The organism is Duganella fentianensis, from assembly GCF_009857835.1.
GTDB classification, from domain to species: domain Bacteria; phylum Pseudomonadota; class Gammaproteobacteria; order Burkholderiales; family Burkholderiaceae_D; genus Rugamonas; species Rugamonas fentianensis.
In genome coordinates this window covers 838,291-858,169 of sequence record NZ_WWCL01000003.1, presented here as the reverse complement: position 1 = coordinate 858,169, position 19,879 = coordinate 838,291, and the positions used below count along the sequence as shown (strand labels likewise).

Genomic DNA, 19,879 nt, shown 5'->3' with positions numbered 1-19,879 from the left:
ACAGCAAAGCTAACGATGCGTTTTGTTCTACCTTTCCTAGCCGCCACAATAAGCGCCACCTTGGCCCCGCATGCGGGCGCCGCCCCTACCCCCATCACGCTGGAACAGGCCATGGCCCATCCGGACTGGATAGGCAACCCTGTCGAAGCTGCATGGTGGGGCTGGGATAGCCGCCAGATCTACTTCAAACAGAAACGCAGCGGCTCGCCCGTGCGTGACACCCTGACGCTGGATGCAGCGGGCAATGCCAAAACCATCGCCGCCAGCCAGCTGGCCGGGCTTGATAGCGCTAACCCGATCTACAACCGCGAGCACACGCGCGCCATTGTGCTGCGCAACGGAGATTTGTTCGAACGCGACCTGAAAACGGGCGCCCTGACCCAGATCGTGCGGGGCAGCACACCGGCTGCTGCAGCGCAATATGCGGCCGATGGCAACCATGTGCAGTTCCGCGTAGGACAGGACTGGTTCAGCTGGAGCCGCAGCGAGCGCCTGATTGCACCACTGGTCCTGCTGCGCGCGGCCAAAGATCCCGACGCGGCCCCCGAGGCTGATTTCCGCCGCGATCTGCAACTGCGCCTCAGTTCCACCCTGAGCCGTCTGAAAGAAGAACGCGACGCCCTGCGCGAGCAGCGCAATGCCGAGCGCAGCGCCGATGCCACGCGTGCTCCGCTGCCTGTGTATCTGGGCGAAAAAGTGGTGATCGACGCCAGCGCCCTGTCGCCGGACGGCCGCTACCTGCTGGTGATCACCAGCGCCAAGGATGGCGACAAGCGCCGCGTCGGCAAGATGCCGAAATACGTCACCGAATCGGGCTACGAAGAAAGCGACGACGAGCGCAAGCGCGTCAGCGAAGCCGGCCCGCTGGAACAGCAGCTCAAACTGGTGGAACTGGCCACGCGCAAAGTCACCGAGCTGTCGCTGGCCGACCTGCCCGGCATCGCCACCGATCCGCTGGCCGAGCTACGCAGCGCCCAGCATCTGGACGCCCTCAAAGGCAACCGCAAAGTGCGCTTCGAGGCCGGCGAGCAGGCCATCCAGTGGAGCGCCAACGGCGCCCGCGTAGCCGTGATGGCGCAGGCCATCGACAACAAGGACCGCTGGATCGCCAGCGTCGATCTGGCCAGGGCCAGACTGGAGCCGCTGCACCGCCTGAGCGACAGCGCCTGGGTCAACAACCGCTACAACGATTTCGGCTGGCTGCCTGATCACAGCACGCTGTGGTATCAGTCGGAAGAAAGCGGCTATGCCCACATCTACCTGCGTAGCGCCGACGGCAAAACCCGCGCCCTCACCAGCGGCAAATGGGAAGCCAGCAATATCGAATGGAATGCCGATGGCAGCATCGCCTACTTCCTGTGCAACCCCAAACTGCCGGGCACTTACGAAGTCTGCGCCAGCACGGTACGCGATGGCAGCCTGCGCGAACTGACGGCACTGGGCGGCGTGGAAAGCTACAGCCTGTCGCCCGATGGGCGCAAGCTGCTGCTGCGCCATTCCAGCGCCTACATCCCGACCCGTCTGGCCAGCGTATCCAGCAGCGGCGGTGCCGTCACTACCCTCAACGATGTGCGCACGCCGGACTACAAGGCACGTGAATGGATCGCGCCGCAGATCGTGGCCGTGCCGTCCACCCATGGTGCCGATCCCGTCTGGGCCAAGCTGTACCGCCCGGCCACGCTGGAAGCTGGCAAAAAATATCCTATCGTGATGTTCGTGCACGGCGCCGGCTATCTGCAGAACGCCAGCCAGCGCTATCCCGTCTACTTCCGCGAGCAGATGTTCCACAACCTGCTGGTGGAAAAAGGCTACATCGTGCTGGACATGGACTACCGCGCCTCGCTCGGCTACGGCCGCAACTGGCGCACCGCCATCTACCGCCAGATGGGTCATCCGGAGCTGGAAGACTACATCGATGGTCTGAACTGGCTGGTGGCCCAGCATCAGGGCGATGCCAGCAAGGTCGGCATCTACGGCGGCAGCTATGGCGGCTTCATGACCTTCATGGCGCTGCTGCGTGCACCGGAACAGTTCAAGGCTGGCGCGGCGCTGCGCCCTGTCACCGACTGGACCACCTACAATCACGAATACACGGCCAACATCCTGAATACGCCGGAACTCGATCCGCAGGCCTACAAGGTTTCCTCGCCTATCGAGTATGCCGACAAGCTGCAGGGCCATCTGCTGATCGCCCACGGCATGATCGACGATAACGTGTTCTATCAGGACTCGGTGCGCATGGCGCAGCGCTTCATCGAACTGAAAAAAGATCACTGGGAGCTGGCCTCGTATCCGCTGGAACGGCACGGCTTCGTCCATCCCGAAAGCTGGTACGATGAATATCGCCGCATCTACCAGCTGTTCGAACGCACGCTGAAAAACTAAGGAGACCCATGAAAAAGCTTGCTACCCTGCTGCCGCTGGCGGCCCTGCTACTTGGCCCCGTGCCGGCCATCAGCCATGCCGAAACCAGCACCGTCAAGCATCCGGCATGGACGCGCAGCGCCAACATCTATCAGGTGAACGTGCGCCAGTTCAGCAAGGAAGGTACGCTGAATGCCGTCACGGCGCAGCTGCCGCGCCTGAAAGCCATGGGCGTGGAGGCAGTCTGGCTGATGCCTATCCACCCGCTGGGCGAGAAGAACCGCAAAGGCAGTCTGGGTAGCCACTATGCTGTGCGCGATTACCTGAGCGTGAATCCCGACTACGGCACGCTGGACGATCTGCGCAAGCTGGTGAAGCAGGCACACGCACTGGGCATGCGCGTGATGCTGGACTGGGTGGGCAACCACACGTCGTGGGACAACAAATGGGCCAGCGAACATCCGGACTGGTTCAAGAAGAACGACAAGGGTGAAATCTACTCTGTCACCTTCAAGAACGAAGCGGGCGAAATGGAAGAGTGGACCGATGTAATCGGCCTCGATTTCAGCAACAAGGCGCTGTGGAAAGCCATGACGGATGCCATGGCCTACTGGGTGCGCGCGGCCGACATCGACGGCTACCGCTGCGATGCCGCCGGCCTGATTCCGACGCCATTCTGGAATCAGCTGCGCACGGAACTCAACAAGATCAAACCCATGTTCCTGCTGGCCGAGTGGGATCAGCCCGACCTGCACGAGCATGCCTTCGACGCGACCTACGATTGGCCACTCAGTAACATGATGATCAAGATAGGCAAGGGCGAAGCCAATGCTGCCGATCTGCGCAACTTCCTCGCCAAGCCGCCCAAGACCTACGGCCGCGACGCCTACCGTCTGGAATTCACCGCCAACCACGACGTCAACTCGTGGCAGGGCACGGACAAGGATCTGTATGGCCCCGCCTATGGCGCCATGGCGGTGCTGAGCTACACCCTGCCCGGCATACCGATGATCTACAACGGTCAGGAATCGCGTCTGGAAAAACGCCTGGAATTCTTCGAGAAGGATCCTATCGAATGGAAGACCTATGAACTGGAAGGCTTCTACACGGGCCTGAACCAGCTCAAGAAAGCCAATCCGGCACTGTGGAATGGCGCCGCCGGCGGACCGCTGCAGATGCTCGACGTGGGTAACGAGCAGCTGTTTGCCTTCAAGCGCGAACAGGGCAAGAACAGCGTGCGCGTGATCGTCAACCTGACTGGCAATGTGCAGAAGTACAAGCTGGCCGGTGATGAAGGTCCGGCCCAGCTCAAGCCATGGCGCTGGCGGATTCTGGTCTCCGAATAAGGCACTGGCACCAGAAAAAACGGCTCGGTAAATACCGAGCCGTTTTTTTTATTGTGTCGCCAGCCGCTTGGCCAGGCGGTACAGGAACTCCTGCCCGTCATACAGCGACTTCACGCGGATGTGCTCATTCAACCCGTGCGCACCGCTGCCTTCAGGACCGGCAAACATGCCGCTCACGCCATAGGTCCAGATCCCGCCCGCATTCAGGAAGCGGCCATCCGTACCGCCGGTGGACATGGTGGGGATCACCGGCACGCCGGGCCACATCTGGTTGCTGGTTTCCTCGATCGCCGTCATCAGCTCCGGGGTCAGCGGCGGGATCGGCGCGCCCTGGCCGTCGCCTATGCGGGTAATGCGGATCTGCTCGTCGGCTACCACGCGCTTCAGCGTGGCTTCCACTTCGGCCACCGTCTCCTGCGGCAGGATGCGGCAATTCACGTTGGCACGGGCGCGCTGCGGCTGGGCGTTGTCGGCATGGCCGGCTTCCACTTTGGTGGCGATACAGGTGGTACGCACAGTGGCGTTGTGTGCCGGGCTGACCGCGTACAGGCGCTCCAGCGCGGCCATATCCGGCGGGTCCTGCAGGATCGCCTTCATATCGGCGGCCACCTGTCCCTGCTCGATGGTGGACATGCGCTCATAGAAGGCGCGCGTCACATCCGACAGACGGAACGGAAAGTCGAACTTGCCGAGACGGCTCAGGCCTTCCGACAGCCGGTAGATGGCGTTGTCGCGCCGCGGCACCGAGCTGTGGCCGCCCGGATTGGTCACTTCGAACTGGAAGGACTGGTAGATTTTCTCGCCCGCCTGTATGCCGTGGCGCACCGGCTTCTCGTTCTTATCTAGCAGGCCGCCGCCACCTTCGTTGAGGGCGATCTCGGCATCGATCAGCTTGCGGTGATGCTTGAACAGGTATTCGGCGCCATCGAATTCGGTCGGCACCATCTCTTCGTCGCAGGTCAGCGCCATGATGACGTCGCGCTTGGGCGCCAGCTTCTCTTTCTTGTAGCGCAGCATATTCGCCACAAAGGAAGCCGCCATGGCCTTGTCGTCGGAAGCGCCACGGGCGTAGAACACGCCGTCTTCCTCGATCAGCTTGAACGGGTCACGCACCCAGTCGGCACGGTTGGCTTCCACCACGTCGATGTGGGCCAGCAGCAGCAAAGGCTTGCGGCTACCATCGCCTTTCAGGCGTACCACCAGATTGCCCTTGGTCGGGCCGCCGGGCGGCACGATGATCTGCATGTCGCTATCCTTGTACCCCCCCTGTTTGAGCCGTTTGGCCATCTTCTGCGCCGCCACGGTGCAAGAACCACTGGAGTTGGTGGTGTTGGTTTCCACCAGCTCCTGGTAGATTTCGCGCATCTGCGCCTGTACTGGCGTCAGCGCCGCCCCGTGAGCCCAGCCTGCGGCAGCGCACGCTACCAGCGCGCAGAGAGTCTTTTTCATTGCAGTCCCATCAAGATATGGCGAAAAGGACAAATTTATACCTCGAAAATATTGCTGTCAATAAAATAGGCAACTTGCCTCTTGCCAAACCCCGGGGTTGGTCTGCTATAATCTTGCTCCTTGGCCTGGTAGCTCAGTTGGTAGAGCAGAGGATTGAAAATCCTTGTGTCGGTGGTTCGATTCCGCCCCGGGCCACCAAGATATTTATACACGACGCCCACTTCTATATGTGGGCGTCGTCGTTTCCGGCGTATATGTTTTCCGAGTCCGATCTTTTTAACGTGTCAGTGGCTCGCCGCGTAAATTCCCCTCTTGGCCACATGTGTTTGCATTTCTTGCGCTAATCGACCAAGCGCTCCAGCAGATTTTTCTGTTTGGCCATAGAATCAAAATAAATTCCAAATTGCAACATAATGCAGCTAAAATTGAATCGCATTAGGTATCGGCATTTGTCACCACGAACCAATTTCGCAAATGCAGCAGCCACAATGTCTGTCTGATCTAAATCGGAGTCATATTTATGGTTCTTCCACTAATCCCCTTAGCCGCAGGAGCGGCTTCTCTTGCTGCTGGTGCATTAGGGCTCAAAAAAGGTCTGAACGCAAAGAAGATATTCGAAGAGGCTCGTGAAATCGGGGAAAACTCTCAGCGCCGATATAGAAGAAGCATCGAGGAACTTAACCAGAAGCGGGATTCAGTTAATTACGAACTCGAGAGTCTGGGCGAATTGAAGAAGAAAATCTTCACGGACACGCTTGGCTATGTCGTACAGCAACTGAAAAATGCCCGTTCCTCCGTCAATGGCATTAGTGAGGAGATAACCTTTATCGAAGTAAAAGAGATCGACATCTTCGATAGAGCCCTGACCGAGATTTCCGGCTTGGATATCAGTACTGGCACGGCACATGGCTTGGCCGCAGGTAGCGCAGGTGCTTTCGGCGCCTACGGTGCAGTTGGGCTGCTGGCAAGCGCCTCGACCGGTACCGCGATCTCCAGTTTATCCGGTGCTGCGGCGACAAACGCAACTCTGGCTTGGCTAGGAGGAGGAAGCCTCGCAACAGGTGGTTTAGGGATAGCCGGGGGAACATGGGTACTGGGAGGGCTAGTTGCAGGGCCGGCTCTTGCCATTGCGGGTTATACTCTAGCGAGCAAAGCTGAAGACGCGCTAACAAAAGCTGAAGAGTACAAGGCGGAAATATCAGTCGCAATTGCAGAACTCCAAACCCCGTCACTACTCTTAGATGCGATTCAGGCAAACATCAGCGATACCCGCTTTGTCCTTGAGGAGCTAACGCGGCGCTTTTTTGCCGCCAGACTTGATTATGAAAGACATTTAAAGAAAAGCAAAGGTTGGCGTAGATGGGTTGCAAAAATCCTTGGCAAGCATTATCAATCCAAACTCAATCAACAACGAGAGCAGAGACTCGCCACGCTGGTTGCATTGGGCAAGTCCGTCAAGGCCGTAGTTAGCGAACCTTTGCTGGATGATACTGGCGCGGCAATGCAGGGGTTTGCCTGCAGAATTGTAGGCGCAGTTGCAGTAGAAAGTATTGAAGAAAGTTTGAAATCGTGTGTTAACTGCAAAAAGCCCATCAATCCCCTGTTCCGTATCTGTCCTGAGTGCGAGGCACCCCAAGATACACTACCCACATCCGCGACTGAGGATGAACACTCAGACAACAATAGTCGGGGCAGAGTCGGCCGGGTAGCGGCAATATCTATGGCAATCATTGTAGTCTTGGGCGCACTGGCTGGGTACTGGTACATTAAAATTTTACCGGGCAGGCAACAGATCTTGGAACCTGTGTCTTCCGCAGCACCAGCGGCCCCAGTTGACAATAAGATAGTAATTGAAGAAAAGCCTGCTTTGATCGACTCCGTAGTGCAATTAAAGACACTCGGCATGACCATCCCATACTTCGAGAAATTGGCAGGCCCCGCAAAATATATTGAAGATGGCAACTTGGCCAGAACTTATGAAATCGATGGATGTGAGATCAAAGTCATCTTAGGGCAAGGTGAGCAACAACGTATTGAAGGCCTCAGTGTAATAATGAGCCCCACTTGCAAGGCAAAGGCCAACGGTTTCTTCCCTGACGACACAAGAAAAATTCTCTTGTCTGACCTGACGATAAGCAAAATTACAGATTTATTATCGAGCCTTCCAGATTTTTCAGCAGATTGCATAAAAGATTGCGGAAATTCTTACGATCCATCCATTTTTGTCTCTTGGACCGCTGCTCGCCATCTTGACTTCATTGAAGTCACAGCAGGCATTCTTCTAGTAAATAATGCATCGATACAAGCCTCCCAAAAATGGGCTGATGGTATGGCAGAAACAGAAGGAGAAGAATGGGTCACAAATAACCAGTTCAATTGCAATCAAGGAAAATATCAAAATATAGCCAATCAACTGTTTTACCATATTAAGCCAACATCCATAACATTCGGGAAATCCGCAACAAAGCCGGAGTGTTCAAAATAAGGACTTACCGACTGATTTTTTATCGTAACCACTATTGACGACCGATAATAAAAGGACCGCCATGGCTTTCCCAAATTCACTGCACAACATTGCAAAAAAAGCATCGAAACAAGATGCAACAAATTTTGTTCATGCATTTTTGGAAGTCGTAAAGGCGCGTGAGCGTTATTTACAACATAGAGAAACTGAGATCACGAAGCGCGTGCATATCCGTGCAAATGCAGAGATTGAAATCTCGAATATCCGAGAAAAGGCCCAACTGCTGCGAGACTATTTTGTTATGACATTTGCCGAGAGAAGGGAAAATTTCGACCGATGTTTTCAATTGCTCGACGCAGGAATGTCCAGTCAAAATAATCAACAGATCGATGCCGCTCTTGCACTCATTGTAAAGATGATCGACGAATCGCCGCTCAAGCAGGCTAACGAGGTAATGCAGCAATTAAAGCATCGTTCAGCTGATCAAATTATCGATATCTAATTCATCATTAGTTTTTGGTGGCCGTTGCGGCTCTTGCTCCTAGCTTGTTTAACATGACCGAGAAAAACGGATTGGGAACGCAACAAGAGAGAATAAAAGATCCTCAAGTCGTTGTTTCAATTCAGATCGGAGCCACACGAATTAACAAACAAAGGCAATCCACGCAGATCGACGTCTTTGCTTTGGCTGCAATACCGCAATCTTTGCGGGGTGATAGGAATAAGTGCTTCATAGGTATGTAATGACCCAGTGAATTCCTGCACAGGTGATAATACGGAAAGGACATCACATGAGCATGGTTATGGAAGAGGAAGTCAAACGCTGGACTGTTGATTTGCATCCAAAACTGACCCACTTTGCCGCATAATTTGCACACGAAACTGACCCGCGTTTAAGACACAATCCTGCTCTCATCAATGAGCGGGGAATTGGAGTGATCGACGTGGCATTACTAGGCATTATTCGACGCTGGCACATTCGCGACCAGGTCCCCTTAAGAGAAATCGCCAGACGTCTTGGCATCTCAAGAAACACTGTCCGGCGCTATCTGCGATCGGAAACCATAGAGCCTTCCTACGCGGACAGGCGCACACCCAGCGCAATCGACAAGTACGCTTTCCAACTATCGGGACTACTGAAGACCGAAGCGGCCAAGGCACGCAAGCAGCGGCGCACTTTGAAGCAGCTTCATGAAGACTAAAGGAACTGGGTTTTGAAGGCTCTTACGACCGCGTCGCTGCGTTCGCGCGAGTATGGCGGGCGGGTCAAACTGACAGGATCAACTTAGCTAGCAAACGCACACTCACCCATCATTGCCATATCATCGAAACGGGCAACGACAGCTATCGATTTAAGAACAGTTCAACTCAAACGACAGGAAAGGAGCGAAGGACCAAACTGATCCCAGCATAACCCCGAAAAATTAATCGAAGAGTGGGTCAGAATTCGATGCAAATTCCGGGTCAGAATACGGTGCAATCTAACACTTCCATGACGCATTACGTGATCAGCGTCAGACTCGCTATCTTGCTGATGACCTAAGTAACGAGTTGGCGCGTGCGGCAGAGCCTTGTTTTGAAAATCCTTGTGTCGGTGGTTCAATTCCGCCCCGGGCCACCAAGAATTAAGCAAAAACGCCACCTTAGGGTGGCGTTTTTGTTGTTGCGATCCAAAGCTGTATTCTCACAGTGAATACTCTTTCATTCCCACCCTGTGCTCCCTACTATCCAAATAAGGACAGCGCCGAAAATCAATCAGCGATCTGTGCGAACTGGACTCAGTCGCTACAAATCATCATCTTTGGTCTACATTCTTCGATAAATTCTTCAGGAATCTATTTTCTTGTTCCACAAGAAGGTAAAGACACTCATAGTAAGCGACATCATAATCATAGTAACGAGGATTCTTCGCTTTCACCTCACGCTTCCAATTCGTTAACGACTGACGACTAAGTTCACAAAAATCCCGCCCCTTCTCCTGATGCCGTAAATAGTCTTTCACGAGATTTCTATTCTTATTACCAGAAGGAATAGACGCAGAAATCTCTTTTACCAGGACCTGATTTTCTTTCTTGAGCTCAATCGACAAGCCATTGAAACACTCAACGTCACCGAATGCGCCGCCCAGGTGCTTTAGGCACTCGGGGTCCGTTGCTGCATGACAAAGAGTGACCATACCCAGAAGGACACCGATCAAATTCCTAATGACTCGCATCATAAACTCCAGACTGAAACTAGTGCACCTCAGGTTTCCGTCTGGCAAACACTCTGCCCGCTATACATGACTTACTCGGCAATATCGGGTAATACATAAAGCGGCGCAAGCCAACTCCCCGATTGATACAAAAGACGAATCACCTCTACCTGAAAGGCTAATTTGGTAGTTTTCCTTCTGTTCTATCTATTACAAATAAATCTCAAAGTCAGGCCGACCACGCCTTGATCGCGACTTTTTAACCAACGTGCACGACAGTAGTGCGCACTGCCAATATCTAGAATTAGGTACCGACCCGTATCTGCATACACACAATCAACTTCATAATGAAATTTGTCGGTATCGCGATTCACATACCAGGACTGATAAAGGTATCCAGCTTTGCTCCATTCCGCCATCGGCGGAGTGGCATAGTACTCACGATCTTCCCCCAGCGTAACGCCCTGCGGGTAGGATATTACCCGCACCGACTCAAGAGGCTTGGCCCCTATCCCCCACGAGGCAGGCGCTACTTGGGGACATACCGTTTGACTGGCTAGCGCCACAGGCATAGCCAGCCATCCCAATACAACAATAATTGAACGTATCATTTGACGATCGAATAATGCTCGGCACGCAGGAAAGTTTGTGGCTGCCTGCTACCAAAATACAATATCCGTTTATGCGGCGCTTTCCCGCGCCATTGATGGAACACCTCCATGCCATTGGCGGTCCATCCAAGAAATATCGCGGCATGATTCCCGTGATTCCAATTGGGATACCTGCCATCAAAAAAGGTGGCTATCGCAGTGCCGATGGGAATACGGCCGTTGCATTCCAGAAGATCGGCAATCGATGCGCCTTCACGCCAGACTGAAGATGCGGGAGCCCCAGTAAGCGCTCGCACTAGAGCAACGCACTGGCCGTTACCGAATACGGCGGTCTGGCTTGTGAAGTCTCCGCTGGCGACATAAGGCATAGTGCTCCCCTAAGCATGACGAAAGTCTCATGCTAGGTCAGCCACGCACTCCTGCATTGCCAGAGATCAAGCAAGCGCCTAGTCCAGCCGTACGGCACAGGCAGAGGCGCCGTCCTTCAGGCCCAGCCGCGCGATAGCGCTATCCGCGAGTTGCAGATTATCGTCGAGGAACTCGCCGTGCGCCAGCGTGGCGCGGAAGCCGGCACGTTCCAGATTGGCCACCATACAGGCCTCACCAGTCGCACCGGCGGCACTGCGCAGCGCCACATCCTGCGCCGACACTACGCTGCGCAGCATGGCCACGCGCGCCTCTGCGATCGGCCCGCCATCGAAGATGTCGACGTAGGAATCCACATCGAAGCCTTCCGCCACCAGTATGCCGAACGGCAGTTCGCCATCGGGATGCAGCTGGCCCATGGCCCACTGGGCGTCTTTGGCCAGCAGCGAGACATACACGGGATTGCGCGGCATCAGCTCGGCGATATAGCTCTTGGAGCGCCCGCCCGTGCGCTGCTCGGCCTCGGGGAAAGGCATCTTGAAGAAGCGGTGACCGAGCGCATCCCACACCGGGCTATTGCCCTCGTCATCGCACAGGCCGGGATTTTCCGCGCCTATGCGCTCGGCAAACAGGTGCGGATAGTTACGGATAAAGAGCAGACGGCCGCGCGATAGCAGCTGCGGTGCCAGCGTATCGCTGTAGTCAGGCTCGATGTAGAAAGAACTGAGCAGCGTATGGCCGGACAGGTCTTCGCACAGCCGCAGCGTATGCTCGCGGTTGGTGATACCCAGTTCCTCGCTGCCGTGCACGAGGAACTCGTTGCGGTAGCAGTAGAAGCGACCGTTCGAGGCGGCGCTGGCCACGATGCCGCTGGTGCCCACCACACGCCCCGCCTGCAAATCTTCCAGCACGAAGTGATACAGCTCGTCGCCATTCGGCGGCTCCGCGCCGGCAAAGGCCTTGAGCGAGCGCTCTATGCGCGCCGCCAGCCGTGCACGGTCCGGCTTCAGGGTGCGGATGCTGAAGGTCGCGGCACGGGAAAATTCTTCGATGACGTCAAGGTCATCAAGGGTGGCCGGACGTAGCAGGTAATCCATGTGATTCATTCGATGTCCTCTCCGGCATTGTCAGTCTCGACCAGCGGCATGGTATGCCGGGCGCGCTCCTCCCGCGGAGTGTAACCAAAATAATTGCGGTAGGTGGTGGAAAAATGGGAACCCGAGGTGAAGCCACACACCAGCCCCACCTGCAGGATGGACAGGGTAGTCTGTTTGAGCTGGCGGCGCGCATGCTTGAGCCGTAGCTCGAGGTAGTAGCGCGACGGTAAAGTGTCCAGATGCTGGCGGAACAGGCGCTCGAGCTGACGGCGCGATACGCCTACCAGCTGGGCAATGTCTTCCGCCGGCAGCGGCTCGGCCAGATTGGCCGCCATCAGTTCCAGCGCATCTTTGAGCCGCGCCGAACCGACGGCCGGCTGCGAAGAGGCCGGCACGGGCTGGCGTTCGTCGCCGCCGCGCATGCGCTCCAGCCCCAGCGCCACTGCCACTTCGGCCGCAAAGATACTGCCATGACGTTTGCCCAGCCAGTGCAGCAGCATATCCGTCACGGCAGCGCCAGCACCGGCGCTGATGCGGTTACGGTCGATTTCGAACAGCCCCGTGGTGAATACGTTATCCGGATAGCGCTTGGCGGCTTCGGCCTGTATCTGCCAGTCGATGGCTGCACGGTAGCCATCCAGCAGCCCGTGCTGGGCCAGCAGCTGCGCGCCCGTGCCACTGGCGCCGACGGTCCAGCCGCTATCCTGCCCGAAGCGCTGCAGCAGCTGGGCCAGACGGTGGCTGGACGCCACGCCCAGCCGTTCGTCGGAGCGTTCGTCGGCAATCAGCAACAGCAGCCCGCCCTGCTCGGCGTGCAGCTGCTCCAGCGGCTCGGCGGCCAGCGTCAGGCCGCATTGCGTGCTGGCCGATTCGCCTTCCGCGCTGTACTGGCGCAGCCGGTACAAAGGCTCGCCCTCGACTTCATTGGCCAGCGCGAACACGGAGCGCACCGCGCCCAGCGTGTATAGCGAAAAGCCGGGTAGCAATATCAGTGCGATCGAACAGGGTGTACCCATACTGTTTATCCTAAAACCGCCCTGCCCCGTTAAGCCGACAACAGCGGACCGCTGCGCAGTGCGACCTTGCCCGCTACCTTGCTCAGGCGCGTACCCGGACCGACGTAACGGCGGTTTTCGCGGGCGAAGTAATAGCCGTCCACGGGCGCCAGCAACTGCTGCACGCTGCCGCTGACGGGATCGATCAGATCGATAATCGGTTCACCCGCACGCACGGTGCTACCCAGTTCGCGCAGATACACCACCAGCCCGGCGGCCGGTGCTGCCACCGGCATGCAGCCGGCCAGCGGGGTCGGCTCGCAGGCCGCAGGGACGGGCTGCGACAGCTCGCCCGCGACGACGCCCTGCAGGCGCAGGTAATCAAGGATGGCGGCGGCATCCTTGGCCGCCGTGGCGTGATCGACGTCGATGAAGCCGCGCAGTTCGATGGTTACGGCCACGCAGGCCAGCGGTATCGGGAACTGCTCACCGGCCAGCGCAGCGATATCCCACCAGATGCGCGAGCAGGCTTCATCGAAGGGGTCATCGCCCGATTCCGTCTCCAGCAAGGCCACGTGGGCGCCGATCAGGCCCGCCAGCGGCGCCACCCTATCCCACAAAGGGGTGCCAGCGTACAGGTGCAGCAGCGATTCGCAATCGCAATGCAGATCCAGCACCACGTCGGCATCGGCGGCCAGCCGCATCAGCGCCAGCCGCTGGGCCGACAGTTCATCGGCCGCCGCCAGATCGCGCTGGCCATCGGCCAGACTGGCACGGATGGCCGCACGGATCAGTTGCTGGTTGGCCTGCCCGTCCTGCCCCAGCTGGCCTTGTACGCGCTGCCACACGTCCTGCGACAGATTGTGGAACATGCGGTTGAAATTCTGTCCCGTGCGCAGATCGAAGCGGCCCTGACTGGTGCCTAGCAGCGTCTGCGCCAGCCCGACGGGATTAGCGGCCGGTACCAGCACCACTTCGCCCAGCATCTGTCCCTGCTGCTCGAGCTGGGTCAATGCCGTGCGCAGGTGGTGGGCCACCAGCATGCCGGGCAATTCATCTGCATGCAGCGAAGCCTGTATATAGGCCTTGGGGCCCTGACCCTGCTGGCCAAAACGCAGATAGCTCAGGCTACGGGTGGTACCGGCAGCGGGGGATGGCAGCGCAATTGTGATCTGTTCCATGGGAGTTTTCAGTGTGCAGTCGGGTGTGTAATCAGATAGTCGGCAGCCAGGCTGGCGAGCGCGCGTACGCCCGTCAGCAAAGCTGCTTCGTCCGGGTTGAAACGGGGCGAATGGTTGGCCGCCCATTGTGCAGGGTCGCTACCAGCCGGATTCACGCCGAGGAAGAACAGCATAGCAGGGACCTGCTGGCCATAATACGAAAAGTCTTCCGAGGTGGTGCTCGGTGCTACATCGCTGAGCAGCTGCGCACCGGCCACGCGCTGCAGGCTAGGCAGCATTTGCGCCGTCAGTGCCGGATCATTCCATGTGACGGGATAGCCGGCATCGAAACTCACCTGCGCCGTGGCACCGGCCGATGCTGCCAAGTGTTCGGCCGTGCGCTTGATCTGCACCAGCAGCTGCTCGCGCACCGCCGGATCGAAGCTGCGGATAGTGCCGCTCATTTTCACTTCGCCGGGCACGATGTTGGCACGCTGGCCGCCATGCAGCGTCCCCACCGTGATGACGGCAGGCGCCACTGTCAGATTGGTCTGGCGGCTGACGATGGTCTGCAGGCCCAGCACGATCTGCGCCGCGACCACTACGGGATCGACACCATTCCACGGCAGCGCGCCATGGGTCTGGCGGCCCTGCACGGAAATTTCAAAGGTATCGCTGCTGGCCATCAGCCCGCGGGCACGGGTCGAGATGGTGCCGGTCGGTTGCGGTGTAATGCCCACGTGCAGACCGAAGATGGCCGACACCTTGGGATTTTCCAGCACACCCGCCTTGACCAGCCTTTCGGCGCCATTCGGCTCGTTCGCCACGCCTTCCTCGGCCGGCTGGAATACCAGCTTGATCGAACCGGATAATTGACCGCGCATATCGGCCAGCACCCGTGCCGCGCCAAGCAGCATGGCCATGTGCATATCGTGGCCACAGGCGTGCATCACGCCCACTTCCTTGCCGCCGGACTGCACCTTGTCGCGCGAGGCGTATGGCAGGCCAGTTTCTTCCGTGACGGGCAGGCCATCCATATCGGCGCGCAAGGCCACCACGGGGCCGGGACGGCCCGTTTCCAGCAGGCCGATGACGGCCGTTTCAGCCAGCCCGCGCGTGACCTTGTAGCCCATGCGCTGCAGCTCGCCGGCCACCAGATCCGCCGTGCGGCGCTCGTGGAAGGCCAGCTCGGGATGGGCGTGCAGCTCGCGCCGCCAGTTCACCACGTCCGGCAGCACCCTGGCCGCACCGGCGTCCAGCGCGGCGTGCAAGGTCGGCGACTGGGCTGCTGCGGCGCCGCTGGCCAGCACGGCGCGGGCCTGCTGGCCAGCAGCCGGCGCCGTCACCTGCGCTACCGCCTGAGCACATAGCAGCAGCGCCGCCAGACTGAATGCTGATTTCATTTCCACGCCTGATAGAAGGGAACCTTGATGCGGATAGGCCGCACATCGAGCCGCGCATCGAAGATAGAGTACTCATTATCGTCCAGTCCTGCACTATCCCAGCCGTGCGTGTGCTCGTCGCGCCGCAGGATGAACTCGAAACCCAGCTCCGGTGCAGGATCGGCCACCGGTGCATCGGGCAGCTGCTCCAGATCGAAGGCGATGCCGCGGATATGGTCGCGCGGGCCATCCACCAGCTGGGTCAGCGCGCGCAATATGGTATTTTCGCCCAGCATATCGGTATAGGCGGGGCGGATATTCTCCAGATCCGACACAAAGCCCGGCTGACGGAACTTGATCTCGCCATGCGCCTGCTTGGCCGCGTGCACCTTGCCCTGCAGCTTGGCCAGATCGTAACGGTCGCCGTTGTCGAGGTAGGAAATCCGCACATTCTTCACGTGCACCGGCCCCGGCTCGCGCCTGGCCTGACGCAGATCCACCAGCAGCGCCCCGCTAGAACCGACGATTTCGATCTCGCTGCCGTGGATGATGGCGGCCGTGTCTTCATCCACGCCCAGCCCCACCTTGTAGCCTTTGGCCAGCATCAGCGCCAGCATGCGCCCTACCCGCCCGCGCTTGAGGAAGTGCTGGTCGATGAACAGCTGGTCGCCGACAAAGCCCAGCCCCCGTTCGATCTCTTTACCATCGCGCATCACGCCCTTCATCACCTGCACAGGGTTGAGCGCATCGCGGAACATCACGCTGCTCATGATGGCAGCACCGGCGCTGCTACCGGCGATTACGCCGCCACGTGCCTGCAGCTCGCGCACCGCCTGCAGCACGGGCGAAGCCACGCCGCCCGGATTGAGCACATCGGCCGTACGCTCCTGTGCGCCGCCGGTAAAGAACACCGCCGTCGCGTTGCGGATCTTCTCGACATTTTCGGGATCGGCCGCAGCGCGGCGGGCCGATTCCAGTGTCTCGCCTTTCCACATCGGGGAAATCTTCAGCAGCTCCGCCTGCGCACCACGGCGGCGCAGTTGCTCTACGGCATTGGTTCCGGAACTTTCAGGCAGCGACGAGGACGTGGGGATCACCACAAAGCGCGCCGCCGTACCGCCGGCCAGCTGCACCAGCCGCTGGCGCACGGCTTCATTGTTATCGCGTACGGCACCGCCCATGGGGATCACGGTACCGGCCACGGGCTGGAAGGCCAGCGCCTGTGCCGACTCCTCGGCCTGTGCGGAACCGGCCAGCAATTGCACCGTCAGTTGGGCTGCACACAGCAGCAGTAGCGACACGGATTTCACAGCGGCAGCCTTTCACAACAATGGAATTGGCGCCTATGTTGCCACCGATCCCGCGCGGATTGCCCGCATCAGGCCGCCATTTGCGCACATTGGCAATTGCATGTCGCACTGTCGGAAGTCCGCAACAGATGATTACTGATCACATTGCAACAATGCGACACGGCTTTTACACAGAGCGACCCGTGCAGGGTCCGATGCGCGCAAGCCGGGCTGGGCTGCATACACTGAAACTGTTCCATAAGTACACCAACCCGGGCGGCGCAAGCACCTGCTTGCGTATAAATACCCATTTCAGAGGACTGATCGCATGAAAACACCTAGCAAGCACGAGGCGTCTGCATTCCGCCGCTCCCGCTGTACCCACGCCGTACTGATCGCGCTGGGCATCATGAGCCTGCACGCGCAAGCGCAAACCATGCAGCGCGTCGAGATCACCGGCTCCAGCATCAAGCGCATCGAAGGCGAGGCCGCGCTGCCGGTGGAAATCATCAAGCGCGAAGACATCGACAAGTCCGGCGTGACGACGGCGGCCGAACTGCTGCAGAAAATCTCCTCCAACGTGGGTGGCCTGACCGATGGCGCCAGCGTCTCCGACGTGATGGGTGGCCAGCGCGGCTTCAATGGCGCCAACCTGCGCGGCCTCGGTGTTTCCAGCACGCTGGTACTGCTGAACGGTCGCCGCATGGCCAACTTCGCCAGCCCCGGCGACAACTCCGGCGTCGATCTGAATAACATCCCGGCCGGCGCCATCCAGCGCGTGGAAGTGCTCAAAGATGGTGCATCGGCCATCTACGGTACCGACGCCATGGGCGGTGTGATCAACTTCATCACCCGCAAAGACTATCAGGGCGGCGATGTCAGCGTGTACGCGCTGCGCACGGGCGAAGGCGGCGGCGGCAAGCAATCGGCTTCGCTGTCCGGCGGCTATGGTGACCTGAGCACCGACCGCTTCAACATCTTCGGCGCACTGGACCTGCAGCAGACCGGCCGTCTGGCCAGCTCGCAGCGCAAATTCATGCAGGAATACAGCCTGCCGGACCGCCTGTCGCCACAGCTGTCCAGCACCACCTTCCCGGCCAACGTCGACCTGACGGCAGCCCAGCTGGCCCTGCTGAACAAATCCAGCTACCTGAAAGGCTCCGGCCCCGGCGGCACGTGGGTACCTTCGCCCGGCCGCCGCGTCAACTTCGGCAAATCCTCCTGCGTCGATGGCAGCCCTAACGTAGTGCGTCCGCTGGGCCCCGGCGGCACGGAAGGCTGCTCGTTCAACTACATGGGCGATTCGGAAGTTTATCCGGAGTCGAAGAAACAGAGCTTCATCGGCCGCGCCACCTTCCAGCTGGCCGAAGACCATCTGCTGTTTGCCGAAGCGCTGGTCAGCGAAGCCAAAACCCAGTACGCCGCATCGCCAGCCACTTCGGGCAGCATCAACGGCACCAGCACCGGCATCTACCTGCCAGCCGCGCTGCAGGCCCAGACCGGCATCACCACGCCGATCAACTTCCGCTTCCGTCTGACCGATGCAGGCCGCCGTACGTCTGAAGTAACCAGCAAGGCTTCCCGCTTCGTCATCGGCGCCACCGGCAAAGTGGCAGGCTGGGAATACGATACGGCCTACAACCACAGCGAAAACAAGGCCACCGACCTGGATATCGATGGCTGGGTATCGCGCAGCAAACTGCTGGCCGGTATTGCCAGCGGCAAGTACAACCCGTTTGTGCCAGCCACCGACGATGCGGGCCGCAAGTTTATGGACTCGATCAAGATCACCGGCGCTGCCCGTATTTCCAAAGGCACCAGCGACAGCGTCGACGGCAAGCTGACCCACTCGCTGATGGCACTGGGCGGCGGCGATGCCATGATCGCCATCGGCGGCGAGCTGCGTCGTGAAAAAACTTCCTTCACCTCGACCGATGCACTGCGTACCAACGACGTGCAGGGCGACCGTTCCAGCTCCGACGAACTGCTGGCCGATTCGTCCAACTCGCGCGATATCGCCGGCTTCTACACCGAGATCAATGCGCCGTTCAGCAAGGAGTGGGAAGGCCAGTTCGCCATCCGTCACGACCGCTACAAAGCCGTCTACGATCCGCTCACCAAGCTGACCGCACCGGAACTCAAGACCACCAATCCTAAAGTGGCCGTGAGCTACCGTCCTAGCAAGGAAGTGCTGGGCCGCGCTTCGTACGGTACGGGCTTCCGTGCCCCATCGATTGCGGAACTGTTCCTGCCGGTGCGCTCGGGTACTACCGCCAGCTTCGTGAAAGATCCGGTCTCCGGCGAAATCGCCCAGTTCGATCTGGACCGCTACGGCAACCCGAATCTGAAACCGGAAAAGTCCAAGCAGTTCTCGGCCGGTCTGGTACTGGAGCCTAACAAGAACTGGAACGCCAGTCTGGATTACTGGATCATCCGCAAGACCGACATCATTTCGGAAATCGGCGAGCAGACCGTGTTCGACAATCCGGTCTACTACAACGATCCGAAAATCGTGGTGCGAGATAGCGACGGTGCCGTGTCCTACCTGCAGTTCAAGAAAGAGAACCGCGGTAAGCTCAACACCTCCGGTCTGGACATCGGCCTGAACTGGCACGGCGACGCCACCTCCATGGGCCGCTTCAGCGCCAGCCTGAATGGCACTCTGATCACCGAGTACAAATTCCAGTCCGATCCTAACTCGCCGATGACCGATGGTCTGGGCGTGTTCCGCGACGATAAGGCCGTGCAGCGCTGGCGTCACAAGCTGAATATTGACTGGACTCAGGGTCCGATCAGTATGACGCTGGGTAACACCTTCTTCTCCAGCTACCGCGACCAGAATATTCCCGGTCTGGCCGATCCGGGCTGGAATGACCGTGACGTGAAAGCCTATTCGCTGTGGGATCTGACCGGCAGCTATGCGTTCAGCAAGAACCTCAAGCTGCGCGCTGGCGTGATCAATATGTTCGATACGGCGCCACCGTTCACCAACCAGTCGCGCTACTTCGAAGTGACCTGGGACCCGACCTACGGCGATCCACGCGGCCGCTCGTTCTTCGCTAACCTGCAGTACAAGTTCTAAGCCCCCCTCCGGCGCCCTGTCCTGTCATGCAGCTGTACGCATGGCAGGCAGGGCGCCTCCTTATTCTGTCTAGACTTCCG

At 58.6% G+C, this 19,879-nt stretch carries 13 protein-coding genes, 1 tRNA gene and 2 pseudogenes; 8 read left to right on the top strand and 8 right to left on the bottom strand.

Annotated features, from left to right (window positions below):
* Positions 1-15: 15 nt before the first annotated feature.
* Positions 16-2,385: a S9 family peptidase gene (locus tag GTP23_RS16875; protein WP_161036175.1), complete on the top strand. Its 2,370-nt coding sequence runs from the start codon at positions 16-18 to the stop codon at positions 2,383-2,385.
* Positions 2,386-2,393: 8 nt separating this feature from the next.
* Positions 2,394-3,710, top strand: a complete 1,317-nt coding sequence (locus GTP23_RS16870; RefSeq protein ID WP_161036174.1) for an alpha-amylase family glycosyl hydrolase — start codon at positions 2,394-2,396, stop codon at positions 3,708-3,710.
* Positions 3,711-3,758: 48 nt separating this feature from the next.
* On the opposite strand, the gene GTP23_RS16865 is transcribed toward GTP23_RS16870, so the two are convergent.
* Positions 3,759-5,159, bottom strand: coding sequence for a M20/M25/M40 family metallo-hydrolase (locus GTP23_RS16865; RefSeq protein ID WP_161036173.1), 1,401 nt, complete (start codon positions 5,157-5,159; stop codon positions 3,759-3,761).
* 122 nt (positions 5,160-5,281) lie between these two features.
* Between GTP23_RS16865 and GTP23_RS16860 the strand changes: the two genes are divergently transcribed.
* The 5 genes and pseudogenes from GTP23_RS16860 to GTP23_RS16840 all read left to right on the top strand — a co-directional run.
* A tRNA-Phe gene (locus GTP23_RS16860) sits at positions 5,282-5,357 on the top strand.
* Positions 5,358-5,679: 322 nt separating this feature from the next.
* Positions 5,680-7,644 (top strand): hypothetical protein, encoded by a 1,965-nt coding sequence (locus GTP23_RS16855; protein ID WP_161036172.1) that lies wholly within the window; start codon positions 5,680-5,682, stop codon positions 7,642-7,644.
* 61 nt (positions 7,645-7,705) lie between these two features.
* Positions 7,706-8,125: a hypothetical protein gene (locus GTP23_RS16850; protein WP_161036171.1), complete on the top strand. Its 420-nt coding sequence runs from the start codon at positions 7,706-7,708 to the stop codon at positions 8,123-8,125.
* 433 nt (positions 8,126-8,558) lie between these two features.
* Positions 8,559-8,887, top strand: a pseudogene (locus GTP23_RS16845) (helix-turn-helix domain-containing protein); the annotation flags it as partial.
* A gap of 39 nt (positions 8,888-8,926) precedes the next feature.
* A pseudogene (locus GTP23_RS16840) lies at positions 8,927-9,037 on the top strand (ATP-binding protein); the annotation flags it as partial.
* Positions 9,038-9,418: 381 nt separating this feature from the next.
* On the opposite strand, the gene GTP23_RS16835 reads toward GTP23_RS16840, so the two are convergent.
* The 7 genes from GTP23_RS16835 to GTP23_RS16805 form a co-directional block, all read right to left on the bottom strand.
* A complete protein-coding gene (locus tag GTP23_RS16835; protein ID WP_161036170.1) occupies positions 9,419-9,841 on the bottom strand; it encodes a hypothetical protein in 423 nt (140 codons plus the stop codon).
* A gap of 583 nt (positions 9,842-10,424) precedes the next feature.
* Entirely contained in the window at positions 10,425-10,796 is a 372-nt protein-coding gene (locus tag GTP23_RS16830) for a BPSL0067 family protein (protein ID WP_161036169.1), read from the bottom strand.
* Between the two features lie 78 nt (positions 10,797-10,874).
* Positions 10,875-11,900, bottom strand: a complete 1,026-nt coding sequence (locus GTP23_RS16825) for an arginine N-succinyltransferase (protein WP_161036168.1) — start codon at positions 11,898-11,900, stop codon at positions 10,875-10,877.
* Complete coding sequence (locus GTP23_RS16820) at positions 11,897-12,907, bottom strand: GlxA family transcriptional regulator (RefSeq protein WP_161036167.1); 1,011 nt, start codon at positions 12,905-12,907, stop codon at positions 11,897-11,899. The genes GTP23_RS16825 and GTP23_RS16820 overlap by 4 nt, the downstream gene beginning before the upstream one ends.
* Positions 12,908-12,936: 29 nt before the next feature.
* Complete coding sequence (locus tag GTP23_RS16815) at positions 12,937-14,067, bottom strand: succinylglutamate desuccinylase/aspartoacylase family protein (protein WP_161036166.1); 1,131 nt, start codon at positions 14,065-14,067, stop codon at positions 12,937-12,939.
* A gap of 8 nt (positions 14,068-14,075) precedes the next feature.
* Positions 14,076-15,449, bottom strand: a complete 1,374-nt coding sequence (locus GTP23_RS16810) for a M20 metallopeptidase family protein (RefSeq protein WP_161036165.1) — start codon at positions 15,447-15,449, stop codon at positions 14,076-14,078.
* Positions 15,446-16,729 (bottom strand): cyanophycinase, encoded by a 1,284-nt coding sequence (locus GTP23_RS16805; RefSeq protein WP_161036164.1) that lies wholly within the window; start codon positions 16,727-16,729, stop codon positions 15,446-15,448. Before GTP23_RS16805 ends, GTP23_RS16810 begins: the two co-directional genes overlap by 4 nt.
* A gap of 316 nt (positions 16,730-17,045) precedes the next feature.
* Between GTP23_RS16805 and GTP23_RS16800 the strand changes: the two genes are divergently transcribed.
* Positions 17,046-19,799, top strand: coding sequence for a TonB-dependent receptor (locus GTP23_RS16800; protein ID WP_161036163.1), 2,754 nt, complete (start codon positions 17,046-17,048; stop codon positions 19,797-19,799).
* The last annotated feature ends 80 nt before the right edge of the window (positions 19,800-19,879 follow it).